Below are 15,742 nucleotides of genomic sequence, written 5' to 3'. Positions count from 1 at the left end.
TGCACTAAAGCTAGGAATTCGATAAGCCACAGTTTGGTTTGGCGCCGGCTGAACGCCCCGAGCGCTGCGAGTGGCATGAAGACACCTCATTCAATAGAAAAGCCCTACTCGAAAGAGTGGGGATTTTTTATTGGCTGTGATTCTGGCGGTATACTGCTCGAGCAGGGCGACCCCATGCGACCAGTTCGTCAGGAACAAACATCGCACTTCGCCCAAGCGGCCTATGCACGAAGAGCCAAACTAAACGCTTACACCACACCCAGACTCCGGTAAGCCTGTCGTACCGAAGCCATCCTGCGATAGTGATATAAAAGACTAACTAAGGAATACACGAAGTTACTAACAGAGAGCTAGCTGCATCCGACTTTGTAAAAGCGACAAAGATCTGTAGCAGTCACTATTTGCGGATCAAATTACCATTAAGATCAAAGGTCCATTCTGCGGAACCCAGCTCCTTTAACAATACGGTTACTTCTGACAATGGTCTTGCGGCAATAAATTGCTTTTGGGTATCGAGAAAGATCAGCCATTCGCTGGCTTGATTACCTATATCTTGTTCATTAAATTGGCTATGCATACCCATATAGAGTGGCATTATGCTACGCCAGCCTTGCTCTAAGCGGAAAATGTAACGGCTCTGGTAGTCGGGATGAAGAAAATTGGCTTGTTCTATGACATTTAGTTGTGTGCGATCGAATACTCTAGCGATAGCGACACTGCTGGAACGTTGCAGGTAGCTACGTAATAGTTGTAGTTGTTGTGTGTTCGCCGTTTCGTTTCGGTTGTACGTTAGACTGCTTACCATCGGCTCAGCGATCTCTAAGGCAAAAAGCTGTAATTCATAGAAATCCAGATTTTCCCGATAGCGAATAAATTCATCACAGCTGCCGGTTTCCAGAGGCTCTCGGGGTTGTAAACGCTGCCAGTCACCGGCTTGCCGGCTGGTGAACAAAAAATCCTGATACGGTAGCTGCAGCTTGGCTTCTACTGCCGATCGTAATAGCTGTAAATCCGGTAAGCCGGTTTGGCGGTAGTCTCGTTGTGATTGGCATTCTTCATATTGCAAGCTAAGCACACTATAGGCTTGCTGCGCTGCCAAGGCGGACTGGACTAGGCTGCGCTCTGATTGGCTAAGATGTTCCAGACTCGGCTGGCTGGTGGCAAGTAATAACGATAACAGACTAAGCATAGGATCTCCGCAAATTTTCCTGACTGTACCAGCTTTCTGAAGCCAGCCCAACATTTCTGCAACGCTTAATGATGTTTGGCGACGTTTTGCTGCATAAGTTTAATAATCGCGGCTTTACCAGTGAGTTGAAAACGTTTTGCAATAAGTGACCAAGGCTGTTTTTGCCAGCAGCGGGCGATAAAAATGGCAGTTGCCAGCGGATCTAACTGTATCCGGTACTGGTTAAACCAATAGACCAGTAATGTTGCCACCAGTTCATAAGGTCGTTGCCCTAAAGCAAACAAACTAAGTTGCTGCAGCTCGGCAGGGCTAAGCATGCGCTGAGACGGTCTAATTAGCGTAAGCAGTAACGCTGGCTCTAGATCTGAAGGGTATTCGCAAAGTTCCAGATACAGTTGCTGCGAAAAATGTTGAGATAGACGGCTTACTCTATCAGCGTCACCTTGTAAGGCTTTACATACTAAAACCGAGGGTTCAGCACTGGCTTTATCCAGTTGCTGGCCAAGGCGGATTGGCTGAAAACCATTGCGCTGCCAAAAGTCCAGTAAAGTCGGTGTTGCGCCGAAGCTACTACCAATATAGTGATAACCATCAGTGGCAAGCTCCCGGCTGACTAAATGTAGTAACTGGCTGCCCATCCCTTGCTGCTGTAAGCCGGGGACGATGGCGATGCGCATAATACGTGCCAGTTTTGCACTAGCCAGCTCAGGCTCGGCAAGGTGGAAGGCTAAGCTTTGCGCTAACAAATGCCCCTGTACCCGCCGCTTACCCTGATAGATCTGCTCGGTGAGTTCGGGGTTAAGTTCGCCTTCGCTGCTGAGCAGCACGCAGCCAAGCAATTGGCTATTTTGCTCCAGGGTATACACCGATATGGCGGCATTTTCTAACAACACCAGCAAATCTTTGACCTGGGTTTGATAGTGGGCAAAGCTGAGCAAGGCAAAGACCTGCTGCAGCTTTGCTGGTTCGGCCAGCCAATCGTGATGTTGATAATGCTTTAACACCAAAGCTTGAGTACTGTCATATTCTGGCTCGGGCAAGTCTAGTTTTAACAGAAAGCTATGTCGGATTAACTGCTCCAGTGGATCCTGTTGTTGATAACGAATTGGCTCGGTTAAGCGTAGCTGCCGCCAGTCAGGACATTGTTGCGCTAAATAAGGCTGAAACCTTAATTGAAAGCCTCTGCCTGTGCCCTCATAGCCGTGCTCGGTACTCGCAAACACCAACCGGCTGTAGTGATCGACCAGCCGTTGTAATTGAGGAGCTGGCAGTGCTGCAGCCTCATCTACCAGGATCAAGTCAGCAGCGGGCAGGTCAGCCAATAACTGATCAATAGCGATATATTGCAGAGCTCTTTGCCGCAACTGATGGACTTGGCTGGCAAAGTGCGCAATAGCAACACTCGCTTGAACCTGAGAGGGGGCTGTTATCAGTATTCGTTGTTTACCCAGCTTGGCCAGCTGGGCAGCGGCCAACCCCAAAGCACTGGATTTACCACAACCACGATCGGCAGTTAATACCAGAGGGCGACGCCGATGGCCTGTTACTACCTTTACAATCGCTGTGACTGCTGTCTCTTGCTCGGCTGTTTTAAAAGGTGGATTACATGAAGTCACCACGGCAAGCGGAGGAAAGATAGGGTGATGCAGAATCTGAACGTCACGATCCGCGGTGAGTTGGGCGTGCAGTAGATTGGCTTGTCGCAAGGTTTTTAGCCAAAAAGCAGTAAAACCTTGAGCACCTGCCGGCGGCGTCAGAGGGTAGGATAATAACGGTTGATGTTGCGGATTGGGCTGCGCCAACCAGCTGTCGGTTGGCGGTGTCAGCAGCAGCCACAAGCCACCGGCTTTTAAGGCGCCACTGGCGGCGGCGATCTGATCGCCGTTAAAGCCGTTACAGGCGTTAATAATCAACCAGTCGCATTCGGTGCCCAGCAACTGATGCGCTTTCGCCTGCTGCAGTGGTGTGCATTGCTCTGGCACCTCACTACCCAGCCACCAACACTGTTGTGGCGTGAACTGCGCCAGCAATTGTTTGGTAAGGTTCAATAAGGCGGCAGGTTCACCTTGCAGCCATACCGGTAGCCGAACCCGATGCTCAGCAGCCTGCTTTAACAAATGGCCAAGCTGCTGCAGGAGCATTTAGATCGCTTCCAGCCTAGCGTAAGCGGTCATCAGCCACTTACTGCCCAGCTGATCAAAGTTGACTTGAATACGCGATTGCGGGCCGCTGCCTTCGTAATTAAGTACAGTGCCTTCGCCAAACTTTTCATGCAGTACCCGCTGTCCCAGTTTAAAACCGGTATTCTCAAAAGCACTATGGCTGGCGGCGTTACTAAAGCGATTAAATTGCGCTGGTTGGCTAACCTGGGTTTTTAAGCGGATCTCTTCCACACATTCTGCCGGTATTTCCCGCAAAAAACGTGAGGGTTTGGGATATTGCTCCTGGCCATATAAGCGGCGGCTTTGCGCATGGCATAAGTACAGCTTTTGCATGGCGCGGGTCATACCAACGTAACAAAGACGGCGCTCTTCCTCTAAGCGGGTTGGGTCATCACCGCTTTGTTGGCTGGGAAACATGCCTTCTTCCAGACCGCAAATAAACACCAGCGGGAATTCTAAACCTTTAGCAGAGTGTAAGGTCATCAGTTGCACGGCATCGGAATGTTCTTCTGCCTGATATTCACCGGCTTCCAATGCGGCCTGGGATAAAAAAGCCGCCAGTGGGCTCATTTCTTCTTGTAGTACGCTATCAAAGTTCTGACAGGCGGTAATTAGTTCGTTTAAGTTTTCTATGCGCGTTTGCGCCTTTTCACCTTTTTCTGCCTGATACATGGCATATAAACCCGATTTCTTAATCACATGCTCGGCTTGCTCATGCAAAGGTAGGTCGGTAAGTTCAGTATCCAACTGGGTGACTAATTGCATAAACTGGTCAATCGCGCTGGCAGCACGGCCGCTTAATTGCTTTTCTGCCAGCATTTGCTCAAGGGTCTGCCATAAGGTTTGTTGGCTGGCTCTGGCCTGCTGTCGCACTTTGTTCATGGTGGTTTCACCAATACCACGGGCTGGAGTATTAATTACCCGCTCCATAGCCGCATCGTCCTGACGATTGTTAATCAGGCGTAAGTAGGCAAGGGCATCTTTAATTTCCTGGCGCTCATAAAAGCGTAGGCCGCCATAGATGCGATAATGTAAGCCCTCTTGAATAAGCGCTTCTTCTAACACCCGCGACTGGGCATTATTGCGATATAAAATGGCGGCTTCGGTTAGTGGATTGCCTTTGTTGTGCCAATCACGAATACGGCTAACAATAAAGCGCGCCTCGTCTAACTCGTTAAAGGCATTATAAACAGCGATGGTTTCGCCTTCGCTGCCATCGGTCCAGAGATCTTTACCCAAGCGGCCCTGATTATTACTAATCACTGCATTGGCAGCTTTTAGAATGGTTGAAGTAGAGCGGTAGTTTTGCTCCAGGCGGATGGTATCAGCACCGTCAAAATCTTTTAAAAACTGCTGAATATTTTCAACACGGGCACCGCGCCAGCCATAGATAGATTGATCATCATCACCAACAATCATCACTTTAGCCGCGCTACCGGCCAGTAGGCGTAACCAATTATATTGAATGGCGTTGGTATCCTGAAACTCGTCTACCAGGATATGCCGGAAGCGTTGCTGATAATGGCCGCGAACATCGCTATGGTTTTTTAACAGTTCAAAACTGCGCAGCAAAATTTCGGCAAAATCAACCAAACCTGCTCTGTCGCACATCTCCTGATAAGCAGCATAAATTTTCACCATTTGCTGCAGGCTATAATCTGCCTCCGCATCTATGCTACCGGGTCTTTGCCCTTCATCTTTACGCGCATTGATAAACCATTGAATTTGCTTAGCTGGCCAGTGTTTTTCATCCAGATTGAGCGCTTTTAATACCCGTTTAACCAAGCGGTGCTGATCGTCTGAGTCAATAATCTGAAAGCCTTGTGGCAAACCGGCTTCCTGATAATGGGCACGCAGCATACGATGCGACAAGCCATGGAATGTGCCCATCCACAGGTTATTTAAACTGACACCAATAGTGCTTTCAATCCGGCCACGCATTTCTTGAGCGGCTTTATTGGTAAAGGTTACGGCTAGCAAACTGAATGGGGCGACTCTTTCTACCTGCATTAGCCAAGCCAAACGATGCACCAGCACCCGGGTTTTGCCACTACCGGCTCCTGCGAGTACCAGCATATGTTGCGGCGGTGCTGCTACCGCATCGCGTTGTTTATCGTTTAGCCCATCCAGCAGGTAAGATACATCCATCAGAAAGTCTCATTAAATAGCATGCCTGCCATTATAGCAGGCACACTCGGCAGGCCAAGGGAATTAGTGGATAAATAACCAGTTAACTGGCTTTGCTTAGCGGTTTAGTCTTAGTCAGTTTGCTGCATCATTGGCAGAACAAGTACATTGCTTAAGAAACAGCGAAGTGCTGTAGCTGTTGTAAATGACTTAACCGGATATGCGGTAACACAGCAACCGGCTGCTGGTAGTGGTCCAGCCAGGCAGCCTGACAGCCAGCTTTTAAAGCACCCAGGACATCAGCGCGATGGCTATCACCGATATGCAAAATAGCCTCTGGCTTAACGTTAAGTCGCGCTGCAGCAGTTAAAAACAGATCGGGATAGGGTTTCATTCTACCGTCTGGGCCTGCTTGCAGGCTAAAAGCAAATAAGTCGCCAAGCCCCATTTTTTTGATACAGGCATTGCCGTTGGTAATGGCGATCAGTTGGTATTGTTTGGCGAGTTCGGTAAGTAATTGTGTTACGTCTGGCGCTATGCTGATTGTTGTTCGGGCTTGCCAAAATGCATCGTAAGCCAGTTCGGCAATTTCACCGGCTTCGCACGATATTAAACCCAGTTCGATTAAGCCTGCCTCTATCCCTAATAACCGCCAACGCCCTATATCATGGCGGATCTCCGGCTGAGTTTTGGCCAGTAAACGGCGTTGTTGCCACCAGAAGTCACTGCCATAACCTTTAGTAATGGGAGCATGCTGCGTCAGGCTATCTAGCATGGCGGCTTCAGCTGCTGCTATCACCGGCTTGTTGTCGTACAAGGTATCGTCTAAATCAAAAGACAGCACCGATATCGGGTTAAGCGCTTTATAAATATGCATTATTTTTTCCTCGCCCGTGGGTGGGCGCTATCGTACACCTTCGCCAAGTGTTGAAAATCTAAATGGGTATACACCTGGGTGGTACTTAAATTGGCATGGCCTAATAACTCTTGTACGCCGCGCAGGTCACCACTGGATTGCAATAAATGGCTGGCAAAGGAGTGACGGAGCATATGCGGGTGTAAATGCTGGCCCAGGCCTTGCTGTTTAGCCCAGTGCAGCACCCGCTCCCGCACTTGCCTTGGCGAGATACGTTTTCGCTCAATACTTAAGAACAGAGCTTGTTGCTCTGCTAGCGGCAATTCTGGGCTAAGTAAGGCAGGTCGTTGCGCCAGCCAGGCTTTTAGCGCCTTAATCGCGACTGATCCAACCGGCAGCAAACGGGTTTTATTGCCTTTACCCGTGACCCTGACTTGTGCCTCGCTAAGATTAAGATCCGGTAAATTAATGGCAACCAGCTCTGCTAAACGTAGTCCGGAGGAGTAAAACAGCTCTAACATGGCCTTATCACGACAGGCCAGGATATCTTCGCTGCTATCAAAGCTCAGCAGCTGCGTTAATTGTTCAATTTCTAATTGCTTGGGCAGGGTTTTGCTGGCTTTGGGCAGTTTTAAATACTGCGCCGGATTCGTCTCGGTTAGGCCCATTTGCTGTGCATAGCGATAAAAGCTGCGTAGGGTTGACGCGGCTAAGGCTAAGCTGCGGGCACTAAGATTTTCTTTACGAAATTGCAGTAATTGCCGCTGCACTTGTTTATCGGTGAGCGCAAACCAACCAAGGGCGGCCGTGTCAGTTTGGTTGGCCCAGGCTTGCGCCATTTTGTTTAATTGTTGTTGGTAGCTTTGCAGGGTTTGCTTGCTGTAACCACGCTCTAATCGCAGGTAGTCCAGAAAGCGTTGCACTGGCGTAAGCCAATGCAACGGTAACTCAGGCACTGACATAAGGGGGCAATATCAAGGCTAACAAGGTAACCAGATGGCGTAAAAACAACACATCCATCCCCGGTTGGAAATGATCATCCAGCTCACTACCAAAAGCTAAGATAGCCAAGGGCTCCTTGCTATCAGCATTGTTGTTTTTATCGATCCGCAATAGCGCCACTGAGTGCACCTGTGCCGGGAACAGACCTTGCTGCTCTTCCTGATTTAACCGGCCAAGGTAAACGTTTTGTGCTTGTAAGCGGCGGTTAAGTAGCAACTGATGAGGTTGTAAGTTCGCTTTACCTTGCTCTAAGCCTAGTAAACGGCAGTATTTAACCTGCGGCATGGCATCGGCGAATTGTTGTAAGGCGACGGTAATATCGTTAAAGGTTGTAGCCTGATGAATGCTGATATGCAGCGCATTAAGCGCAATAAAGATATGCTCGTTTTGCCGGGCTACGGACATTAAGCGGGTAATATCCTCTTCCAGCATATAGATTTTCTCGCGTTGTAGCTCCAGTTGCCGCTCAACCAAACTCACAGTGCCGCGTTGCTGATGCGGTAAGCGCAATTGCGGTAATAGCGTAGGGTAATGCTGAAAAAAGTCAGGATTTTGTTGTAAATAGTCCTCAACCACAGATGCGGCGAGCAGCTCTTTTTCTTGGATCAGGCTGTCTGTCATAAGGTTAGTTGTCCATCAAACACATGTTCTGCCGGGCCAGTCATCTTAACGGGCTGACCAGGGCCATTCCAGCGAATTTGCAAGGAACCACCAGGTAAATCGACCCGTACCTGTTGCCCGAGCTTTTTTTGTAGTTGGCCCACGACTACCGCAGCACAGGCTCCAGTACCACAGGCCAGGGTTTCGCCGGCGCCACGTTCCCACACCCTAAGCTTAATATGTTGTGGTGACAACACCTGCATAAAACCAATATTGGCTTTTTCCGGAAAACGCTCATGGGTTTCTAATTGTGGCCCTAGCGTTTTTACCTCGGCGGTCAGCACATCTTCCACATCCAATACGGCATGCGGGTTACCCATCGAGGCAACGCCGCAAAATACGGTTTGCTGCTCGGTAAGCATAATGTAGGTAGCTTCCTGCTTTTGTGCTTTAAACGGCACCTTGGCGGGTTCCAATTGCGGTATGCCCATATTCACTGTCACCTGACCATCTTGCTCGACATAGAGGGTGATCTTACCCGACTTAGTGCTCACATTGATTTTGGTCTTATTGGTTAACCCGCGATAGCGCACAAATTTAGCAAAGCAACGCGCGCCGTTGCCGCATTGCTCTACCTCAGAACCATCGGCATTAAAAATTCGGTAATGGAAATCCAAGTCCGGATCATAGGGCGGCTCTACCATTAATAACTGGTCAAAACCGACGCCAAAATTACGATCGGCGAGTTGTTTAATTTGTTCTTTGGTCAGGAAAATATTCTGGCTGACGGCGTCAACCATCATAAAGTCATTTCCCAGGCCGTGCATTTTGGTGAAGTTAAGAAGCATGATGACCTTAAATACTTAGTCTGCCAGAATCTGTTCGCCCTGCCAGAGATCCTGCCATTGCTCTCTGGCGCGGATTAGGTGGCAACGCTCACCATCGACCATAATTTCTGCGGCTCTTGGCCGGCTGTTATAATTAGAGCTCATGGTAAAGCCATAGGCACCCGCAGAGCGCACGGCCAGCAGATCGCCTTCGCTTATCGCTAACTCGCGATCTTTACCAAGAAAATCGCCGGTTTCGCACACCGGCCCCACCACATCATAAAGTTGTTTGCCCAGAGTGTTGTTTAACACTACCGGTACAATATTCATCCAAGCGCTGTATAGCGCTGGGCGAATTAAATCGTTCATTGCTGCGTCAACAATAGCAAAGTGCTTTTCTTGACCCGGTTTTAAAAACTCGACTTTGGTTAGCAGAATCCCGGCGTTGGCCATAATGGCGCGGCCTGGCTCCATAATAAGTTCCAGCTCTGGGTAGCTGCTTAAACGAGCAACCACTTTGCTAATGTAATCTGCGGGTAAAGGCGGTTGTTCTTGATCATAAGTTACGCCAAGGCCACCACCAATATCGATATGTTTTAACTGAATGCCATCTGCTTTTAGGACATCAATTAAATGCAGTAATTTTTCTAAAGCTTCTAGAAATGGTTGGGTTTCAGTCAGTTGTGAGCCGATATGGCAATCAACACCCACTAACTCAATATGGCTTAGCTCACGCGCTGCCCGGTAAATATCCGGCGCTAATAGAATATCGATACCAAATTTATTGGCTTTTAAACCGGTCGAAATATAGGGGTGGGTTTTGGCATCGATATCAGGGTTTACTCTAAGCGATACCGGTGCTTTTTTACCCAGACTTTGCGCTACCTCTTGCAAGCGATGCAGCTCGCTTACCGATTCAACATTAAAACATTTAATACCCAGCTGCAGTGCAAAACGCATTTCGTCTGCCGTCTTGCCCACGCCAGAGAATACTACTTTGGCAGGATCGCCGCCGGCGGCAATCACCCGGCGTAATTCACCGCCGGAAACCAGATCAAAACCGCTACCGAGTTTCGCGAGTACATTTAATACGGCTAAATTGCTATTGGCTTTTACTGCGTAGCACACCAAGCTATGTGGATGTGCTGCCGCAGCATCCGCGAAAGCATGATAGTGTTTTTCAATAGTGGCTTTCGAATAAACATAGGTTGGGGTGCCGTAATTGGCAGCGATAGTGGGTAGTGCAACTTGTTCGGCGAATAATGTATCACCCTGATAATTAAAGTAATCCAATCTGGTCACCCTTGCTGTTCTGTTGGTTCGGTTATCTTTTGCGGCTGCGGCTCTGCCACTTCCGGCTTGGGCTGTGGTATGGTAAGCGGACCTTTCTGGCCGCAAGCGCTTAACAGCGCAGTGCATAAAAGCCCGCTAAGCAGCAGGCATAACGAGCGTGAAATTCGCTGAGCGTGCATGGTTTTTTATTTCATTAATTAATTGACGCTCTATAATCGCATCCTTAGCAGTAAAAGCAAACAGGTGAAGCAGATGAATGATCTAGAATATGAAGAATTAACTGACCAGATGTTACTGGCCGTGGAAGAAGGTATCGAGCAACAAGAGCTTGATCTGGATTACGAGTCAAATGGTGGTCTGCTCGCTATTACCTTTCCTGACAACAGCAAAATCATTATTAATAAACAACCACCGTTACAGCAGCTTTGGGTAGCCACTAAGTTTAATGGTCATCATTTTGAATGGCGTGACGGCCAGTGGATTGATAACCGCACCGGTACGGAATTCTGGCAACTCTTAAATGACGCTGCGTCAAAGCAAGCCGGTGTATCAGTTGTATTAGGACCGCAATAAGATGGCATTACTTCCTTTTGTTGATGTGCCAGCACAAGGCAAACCGCAGGCGGTCGTTGTTTGGTTACATGGGTTAGGTGATTCCGGCCATGGATTCTCACCCATAGTGCCAGAGTTACGCTTACCGGCTAATGCCGGTATTCGCTTTTTATTTCCACATGCACCAGAGATCCCGGTAACCATTAACGGTGGCATGCGGATGCGGGCTTGGTACGATATTAAAACTATGGATCTGACCAACCGCGCAGATGAAGCGGGTGTAAGGCAATCGGCAGAAGCCGTTAAAGCCTTGTTGGATAAACTCATTAGCGAAGACATACCCAGTGAGCGCATTATGCTGGCTGGTTTTAGTCAGGGCGGCGTGATCACTTTACATTTATTGCCAAGGCTGCCCTATAAATTAGCCGGCTTTATGGCGTTATCGACCTATATGGCATGCCCGGAAAAGCTGGCGGCCGAACAACTGACGCATAATAAAAATACGCCGGTGTTTATTGCCCATGGTACTCAGGATCCGGTCGTGCCATTAGCCGCTGGTCAACAGGCTTACCAAGCATACAAAGCCGCGGGTTTTAGCGTAAGCTGGCGTGATTACCGCATGCCGCACAGTGTTTGTGCGCAAGAGATTGACGAAATAAGCCGTTTTATACAAAGTCGGCTGCTAGCTAAAGCCGAGGATTAATACTATGCAACTTATCCGTATTGCTACCCGCAAAAGCGCGCTGGCGCTGTGGCAAGCTGAGTTTGTTAAAGCCGAATTAATTAAGCATCATCCAAGATTGCAGGTTGAGTTGGTGCCGATGTCTACCCAGGGCGATAAAATCCTCGATACGCCATTGGCGAAAATTGGTGGCAAAGGTTTGTTCGTAAAAGAGTTGGAAACTGCTATTTTAGAGGGCCGTGCCGATATTGCCGTGCATAGCATGAAGGATGTTCCGGTGGAGTTTCCGCCAGGTTTAATGCTTAGCACCATTTGCGAGCGGGAAGATCCGCGCGATGCCTTTGTGTCTAATCAGTTTTCTTCGTTGGCGCAATTGCCAGCCGGTGCTGTGGTTGGCACTTCCAGCTTGCGTCGTCAATGCCAGTTAAAGGCCTTAAGGCCTGATTTACAGGTCCGCGATTTGCGTGGCAATGTGAATACCCGTTTAAGCAAACTGGATAACGGTGAGTTTGCGGCCATTATTCTGGCGGCGGCAGGCTTAATTCGTTTAGGTTTTGCTGCGCGTATTGCCAGCTATTTACCGGTAGAGCTGAGTTTACCCGCCAATGGCCAGGGCGCAGTGGGTATAGAATGCCGTAGCGACGATAACGCCGTGCAGGCACTTTTGGCGCCGCTGGAACATAGCATTACCCGGCATAGTGTTTTGGCCGAGCGGGCCATGAATCGTCGATTACAAGGCGGTTGTCAGGTACCTATTGGTGCTTTTGCTGTGCAAGATGGCGATGAACTCTGGCTCAGAGGTTTAGTCGGGTCATTGGATGGCCAACAAATTATTCGCGATGAGCTAAAGGGCTCTGTGGCGCAAGCGGAGCAATTGGGTCAGCAGCTGGCTGAGCGCTTGTTAGCGGCCGGTGCGGGTGACATTCTAAACGCCGTTTATCACGGAAGCTGAAACAGACTATGTTTTTAATTACCCGTCCTGCCGGCAAAGCCGATCATTTACTGGAAGCCTTGGATAGCCATGATATTGGCTATCTATATCAACCTGTAATCACCACGCAAATGGTGCAGTTAAAAGCCAGAGATATTAAGCTGCTGACGCAGGCGGAGTTATTAATTTTTGTTAGTTTAAGTGCCGTGCACACGCTAGAGCAACAGATGTCAGCTGCTGATATTACTGCGCCTTTATTAGCGGTAGGCGAGACGACTGCAGCAGCGCTGGCGCGTTGGGCTGGGCGCCCGGTGATAGTGCCGCAAGATCAGCGCAGCGAAGGTCTGCTTAGCTTAGCGGAGTTACAACAGGTTGCAGGTAAGCAGATCGTGGTGGTGAGGGGTAATGCCGGACGAGAGCTTATCAAGCAAACATTAACAGGGCGTGGAGCTTTAGTGCGATACGTACAAAGTTACAGCCGGATCCCCTTACCTTTAGATGGTGCGCAACTGTGTAAGCAATGGCAGCAACAGGCAATACATTGTATTGTTGCTACCAGCAACGAAATTTTGCAGCGGATCTTTAGTTTAGTGCCCAGCGAGCAACACAGCTGGCTTTGCCAGCAACACTGGATCCTGGTCAGCCCCAGAGCGCGCGACAGTGCACTGGCATTGGGTATCTTACCGCGACGTATTCATCTGGCCAGCAGTGCGAACGATGATGCCTTGCTGGATGCTATTAAGCAGTTTAAGAAGGACGTGCTATGAGTGAACAAATAATAACTGCTAAAACCACTGAAGTGGAGGCCCCATTAGCAGAGCTAAAAGCGGAGCTAGAGGCAGAGCAAACAGCGCCAGTGATAAAAAACAGTAATGCCCTTGCCTGGCTGGCATTGCTCTTGGGACTGCTAATGGCGACAGGTATTGCAGCGGCTGCTTATTGGCTCTGGCCACAATGGCTGCAAGTGCAGCAGCAACAACTGCAAACTGCCCAAGCTGGGCAAAGTACTGAACAACGAGTACAGCAATTATTAAGCGCTGCGACAGAACAACAAACTGCAGCACTAGCAGCACAACAGCAGCAGTTAAGCAGTTGGCAGCAGCAACAAGTACAGCTACAGCAACAATATACCGAGCAATTGCAATTACAGGTGCAGGCGCTACGGCAACAAATTCAGCAAAGCGAAAGCGCACCGCCACAGCATTGGATGTTAATGGAAGTGCGGTTTTTACTGCAGCGCGCGAGTCAGAATCTGGTATTACAGCAAGATGTAGCAAGTGCGATAGCCTTACTGCAAGCGGCTGATAAGCAACTTACTGAGTTAAATAACCCGGCCTTACTGGTGGTGCGCCAAGCCATCACTACGGATCTTACCGCTTTGCAAAAACTCAGCTTGCCCGATGTCACTAGCGTACATCTGCAGTTGGCCCAATTGCGCTTGCAAAGTAGCCAATTGCCGTTAAAGCAACAGCAAGAGCAACTCATCAGCTTGCCCCAACCTGATGCTGAACTAGCCAATTGGCGGCAAAATTTGGCGGCTTATTGGCAGCAAAGCTGGAGTAAGCTGTTTCAGGTACGCGCTACTTTGCCAGACGATTTTTATAGCCTGACCAGCGAACAGCAAGTTACCGTCAGTTTAAGTTTGCAGCAGCAATTAATGTTAGCTGAGATGGCGTTATTGCAGCAGCAGCCAGAGGTTTATCAAGCGGCATTGCGCCAGGCCAGTGATTTATTACAACGCTATTTTATGGCTGATAGTACTGCAGTGCAGCAGGCTAGTAGTCAGTTGGTGGCTTTAGCTAAAGCTGCAGTAAGCCAGCCAACACTGCCGGTATTGCAGAGCGTACAGCAATTAGAACGACAACTTGCTGCAATGACGGAGGCCAGTTATGAGTAAGCTGTTATTACTCACAGCCTTGTTAATTCTGGCCATGCTATTGGGGCCAGTACTCATTAACAACCCCGGCTACATTAAAATTATTGTTGCGGGTTACACTATTGAAATGACTCTGTTGGGCTTATTGCTGGCGCTACTTGCGACAATAATTGTGTTGTCCATATTAGGTATCTTGGTAAAGAAACTGGCACGCTGGCAGCATATTTCGTTTAACTTTTTGCGCTCACGACGCGAACGCAAAGCACGGCAGGCCTTTGCCAACGGCTTACAAGCTTATGCCCGGCAGCAATGGCAGTTAGCCAGCGAGCAATTACAACTTGCCTTACAAGATCATCATTATTTAAATGAGAAGCGTATGCTGGCAAGTTATGCCAATTTGTATGCGGGTAACACGAGCCAGGCGACTGAGCTTGCGGCGACCTTGGTTGCTGAAGATAGTAATAGCGCTTTTGTGCAGGCCGACTTACTAATGCAGCAAGGCCAAGCAGGCCAAGCTTGTCAGGTGTTGGCGTCACATCTAGATGCAGCTGCTAAAGATGCTGCGCTTGGTCAGCTTTATTTACAAGCGCTGCAACAAGCGGGGCAATGGCGGCAATTACTGCAAACGGTGCCACAGGCCATTAATCAGCGTTGGTTTAGCAAAGCGCAATGGCAATATCAACGCTTCGCCATCTACCCATTGGCCCTGCAGCAACTAAGTTTGCAACAGGGTTTTAGCGAAGATGCCGATTTCTGGCAAGGCTTACCGACAAAGGAGCGAAAATCGAATGCCGCTATACTGGGCTTAGCCTGGGCACAGGCACAAGCCGGTTTGTGTGAGCAAGCCGAGCAAAAACTGGTGCAGTCGTTAAGCATTAACGACTTAGCGGCAGCTTGGCCTTATTTACGGCAGATCCCGCTGGGCCGCTCGGTATTAAAGCTGCGTAAAACAGTGCAACATTGGCTGCGGGATAACCCTACTAACGGCTATCTATTTGCTGTACTGGCCTATCTGGCTGAACAAGAGGGCGATCGCGAGCAAGCGGCGATGGCCTGGCAAAAAGTAAAACAATATCAACCCGATCTGTGCTAGCACCGCTGCAAAGCCTGGCGCCGGTAGCCAACGCCGATGCCAGGGTGCTGATTTTAGGTAGTATGCCCGGTGCCGTCTCGCTGGCGCAGCAACAATATTATGCTCACCCGCGCAATGCGTTCTGGCCCATTATGGCCAGCCTGTATGGTTTTACTGCTGATTTACCCTATGCCTCTCGTTTACAGCAGTTAGTTGCAAATGGTGTAGCGCTGTGGGATGTCTTGGCGCACTGTGAACGGCAGGGGAGTCTGGATAGCGCCATTCGTAATGAACGGGCGAATGATTTTGATAGCTTTTTTGCGGCCCACCCACAGATAAGCGTGGTAGCCTTGAACGGCGGTAAAGCAGCGCAAAGTTTTCAAAAACATGTCATACCACATCTTACCTCACCAATTCCCCGCGTCTTGGCTTTACCTTCAACCAGCCCCGCTTATGCCGCTATGCCTTTTAGTCAAAAATTACAGCTCTGGCAGCAAATTACCGGGAATTTTTCGCTTTAAACCGCGTCTTAGCATTCGGGTAATACTTAGTTAGTCGCTTAGCGCAAGGAGT

16 protein-coding genes are annotated in these 15,742 nt (G+C 49.1%); 7 read left to right on the top strand and 9 right to left on the bottom strand.

All coding sequences use genetic code 11. The features are described 5' to 3' along the window. Window positions 1–397 precede the first annotated feature (397 nt). The 9 genes from IE163_RS15625 to lptM all read right to left on the bottom strand — a co-directional run bounded on the left by IE163_RS15625 (window position 398) and on the right by lptM (window position 10,235). Window positions 398–1,189: a hypothetical protein gene (locus IE163_RS15625; RefSeq protein WP_189433925.1), complete on the bottom strand. Its 792-nt coding sequence runs from the start codon at window positions 1,187–1,189 to the stop codon at window positions 398–400. Window positions 1,190–1,254: 65 nt separating this feature from the next. Beyond that, window positions 1,255–3,330 carry a tRNA(Met) cytidine acetyltransferase TmcA domain-containing protein gene (locus tag IE163_RS15620; protein ID WP_189433924.1) on the bottom strand — a complete coding sequence of 692 codons (2,076 nt, stop codon included), beginning with the start codon at window positions 3,328–3,330 and terminating at the stop codon, window positions 1,255–1,257. Continuing rightward, entirely contained in the window at window positions 3,331–5,499 is a 2,169-nt protein-coding gene (gene uvrD, locus IE163_RS15615; RefSeq protein ID WP_189433923.1) for a DNA helicase II, read from the bottom strand. Window positions 5,500–5,650: 151 nt separating this feature from the next. Beyond that, on the bottom strand, window positions 5,651–6,355 hold the full coding sequence (locus IE163_RS15610; protein WP_189433922.1) for an HAD-IA family hydrolase: 705 nt from the start codon (window positions 6,353–6,355) through the stop codon (window positions 5,651–5,653). Then, window positions 6,355–7,296 (bottom strand): tyrosine recombinase XerC, encoded by a 942-nt coding sequence (gene xerC, locus IE163_RS15605; RefSeq protein WP_189433921.1) that lies wholly within the window; start codon window positions 7,294–7,296, stop codon window positions 6,355–6,357. The genes IE163_RS15610 and xerC overlap by 1 nt, the downstream gene beginning before the upstream one ends. Beyond that, the gene (locus tag IE163_RS15600) at window positions 7,283–7,957 is read right to left on the bottom strand and encodes a DUF484 family protein (protein WP_189433920.1); all 675 of its coding nucleotides are present in this window, start codon (window positions 7,955–7,957) and stop codon (window positions 7,283–7,285) included. Before IE163_RS15600 ends, xerC begins: the two co-directional genes overlap by 14 nt. Continuing rightward, a complete protein-coding gene (gene dapF / locus IE163_RS15595) occupies window positions 7,954–8,784 on the bottom strand; it encodes a diaminopimelate epimerase (protein ID WP_189433919.1) in 831 nt (276 codons plus the stop codon). Before dapF ends, IE163_RS15600 begins: the two co-directional genes overlap by 4 nt. A 15-nt stretch (window positions 8,785–8,799) precedes the next feature. After that, a complete protein-coding gene (gene lysA / locus IE163_RS15590) occupies window positions 8,800–10,056 on the bottom strand; it encodes a diaminopimelate decarboxylase (RefSeq protein ID WP_189433918.1) in 1,257 nt (418 codons plus the stop codon). A 5-nt stretch (window positions 10,057–10,061) separates the two neighbouring features. Continuing rightward, entirely contained in the window at window positions 10,062–10,235 is a 174-nt protein-coding gene (gene lptM / locus IE163_RS15585; protein WP_189433917.1) for an LPS translocon maturation chaperone LptM, read from the bottom strand. A gap of 73 nt (window positions 10,236–10,308) precedes the next feature. On the opposite strand from lptM, the gene cyaY reads away from it, so the two are divergent. From cyaY to IE163_RS15550, 7 genes are read left to right on the top strand one after another with little or no spacing between them, the layout of a single operon-like run. Further along, window positions 10,309–10,629: an iron donor protein CyaY gene (gene cyaY, locus IE163_RS15580; RefSeq protein WP_189433916.1), complete on the top strand. Its 321-nt coding sequence runs from the start codon at window positions 10,309–10,311 to the stop codon at window positions 10,627–10,629. A 1-nt stretch (window position 10,630) separates the two neighbouring features. Beyond that, window positions 10,631–11,311 (top strand): alpha/beta hydrolase, encoded by a 681-nt coding sequence (locus IE163_RS15575; RefSeq protein WP_189433915.1) that lies wholly within the window; start codon window positions 10,631–10,633, stop codon window positions 11,309–11,311. Between the two features lie 4 nt (window positions 11,312–11,315). After that, on the top strand, window positions 11,316–12,242 hold the full coding sequence (gene hemC, locus IE163_RS15570; RefSeq protein WP_189433914.1) for a hydroxymethylbilane synthase: 927 nt from the start codon (window positions 11,316–11,318) through the stop codon (window positions 12,240–12,242). 8 nt (window positions 12,243–12,250) lie between these two features. Continuing rightward, window positions 12,251–12,988: a uroporphyrinogen-III synthase gene (locus tag IE163_RS15565; RefSeq protein ID WP_189433913.1), complete on the top strand. Its 738-nt coding sequence runs from the start codon at window positions 12,251–12,253 to the stop codon at window positions 12,986–12,988. Continuing rightward, complete coding sequence (locus IE163_RS15560; RefSeq protein WP_189433912.1) at window positions 12,985–14,118, top strand: uroporphyrinogen-III C-methyltransferase; 1,134 nt, start codon at window positions 12,985–12,987, stop codon at window positions 14,116–14,118. The genes IE163_RS15565 and IE163_RS15560 overlap by 4 nt, the downstream gene beginning before the upstream one ends. After that, window positions 14,111–15,190 carry a heme biosynthesis HemY N-terminal domain-containing protein gene (locus tag IE163_RS15555; RefSeq protein ID WP_189433911.1) on the top strand — a complete coding sequence of 360 codons (1,080 nt, stop codon included), beginning with the start codon at window positions 14,111–14,113 and terminating at the stop codon, window positions 15,188–15,190. The genes IE163_RS15560 and IE163_RS15555 overlap by 8 nt, the downstream gene beginning before the upstream one ends. Continuing rightward, complete coding sequence (locus IE163_RS15550; protein WP_189433910.1) at window positions 15,184–15,690, top strand: DNA-deoxyinosine glycosylase; 507 nt, start codon at window positions 15,184–15,186, stop codon at window positions 15,688–15,690. Before IE163_RS15555 ends, IE163_RS15550 begins: the two co-directional genes overlap by 7 nt. Window positions 15,691–15,742: the final 52 nt, after the last annotated feature.

It is taken from the genome of Alishewanella longhuensis, assembly GCF_014653435.1.
GTDB lineage: Bacteria > Pseudomonadota > Gammaproteobacteria > Enterobacterales > Alteromonadaceae > Alishewanella > Alishewanella longhuensis.
The sequence above is the reverse complement of the archived record's forward strand: the minus strand, read 5'-3'. Positions and strand labels throughout refer to the sequence as shown.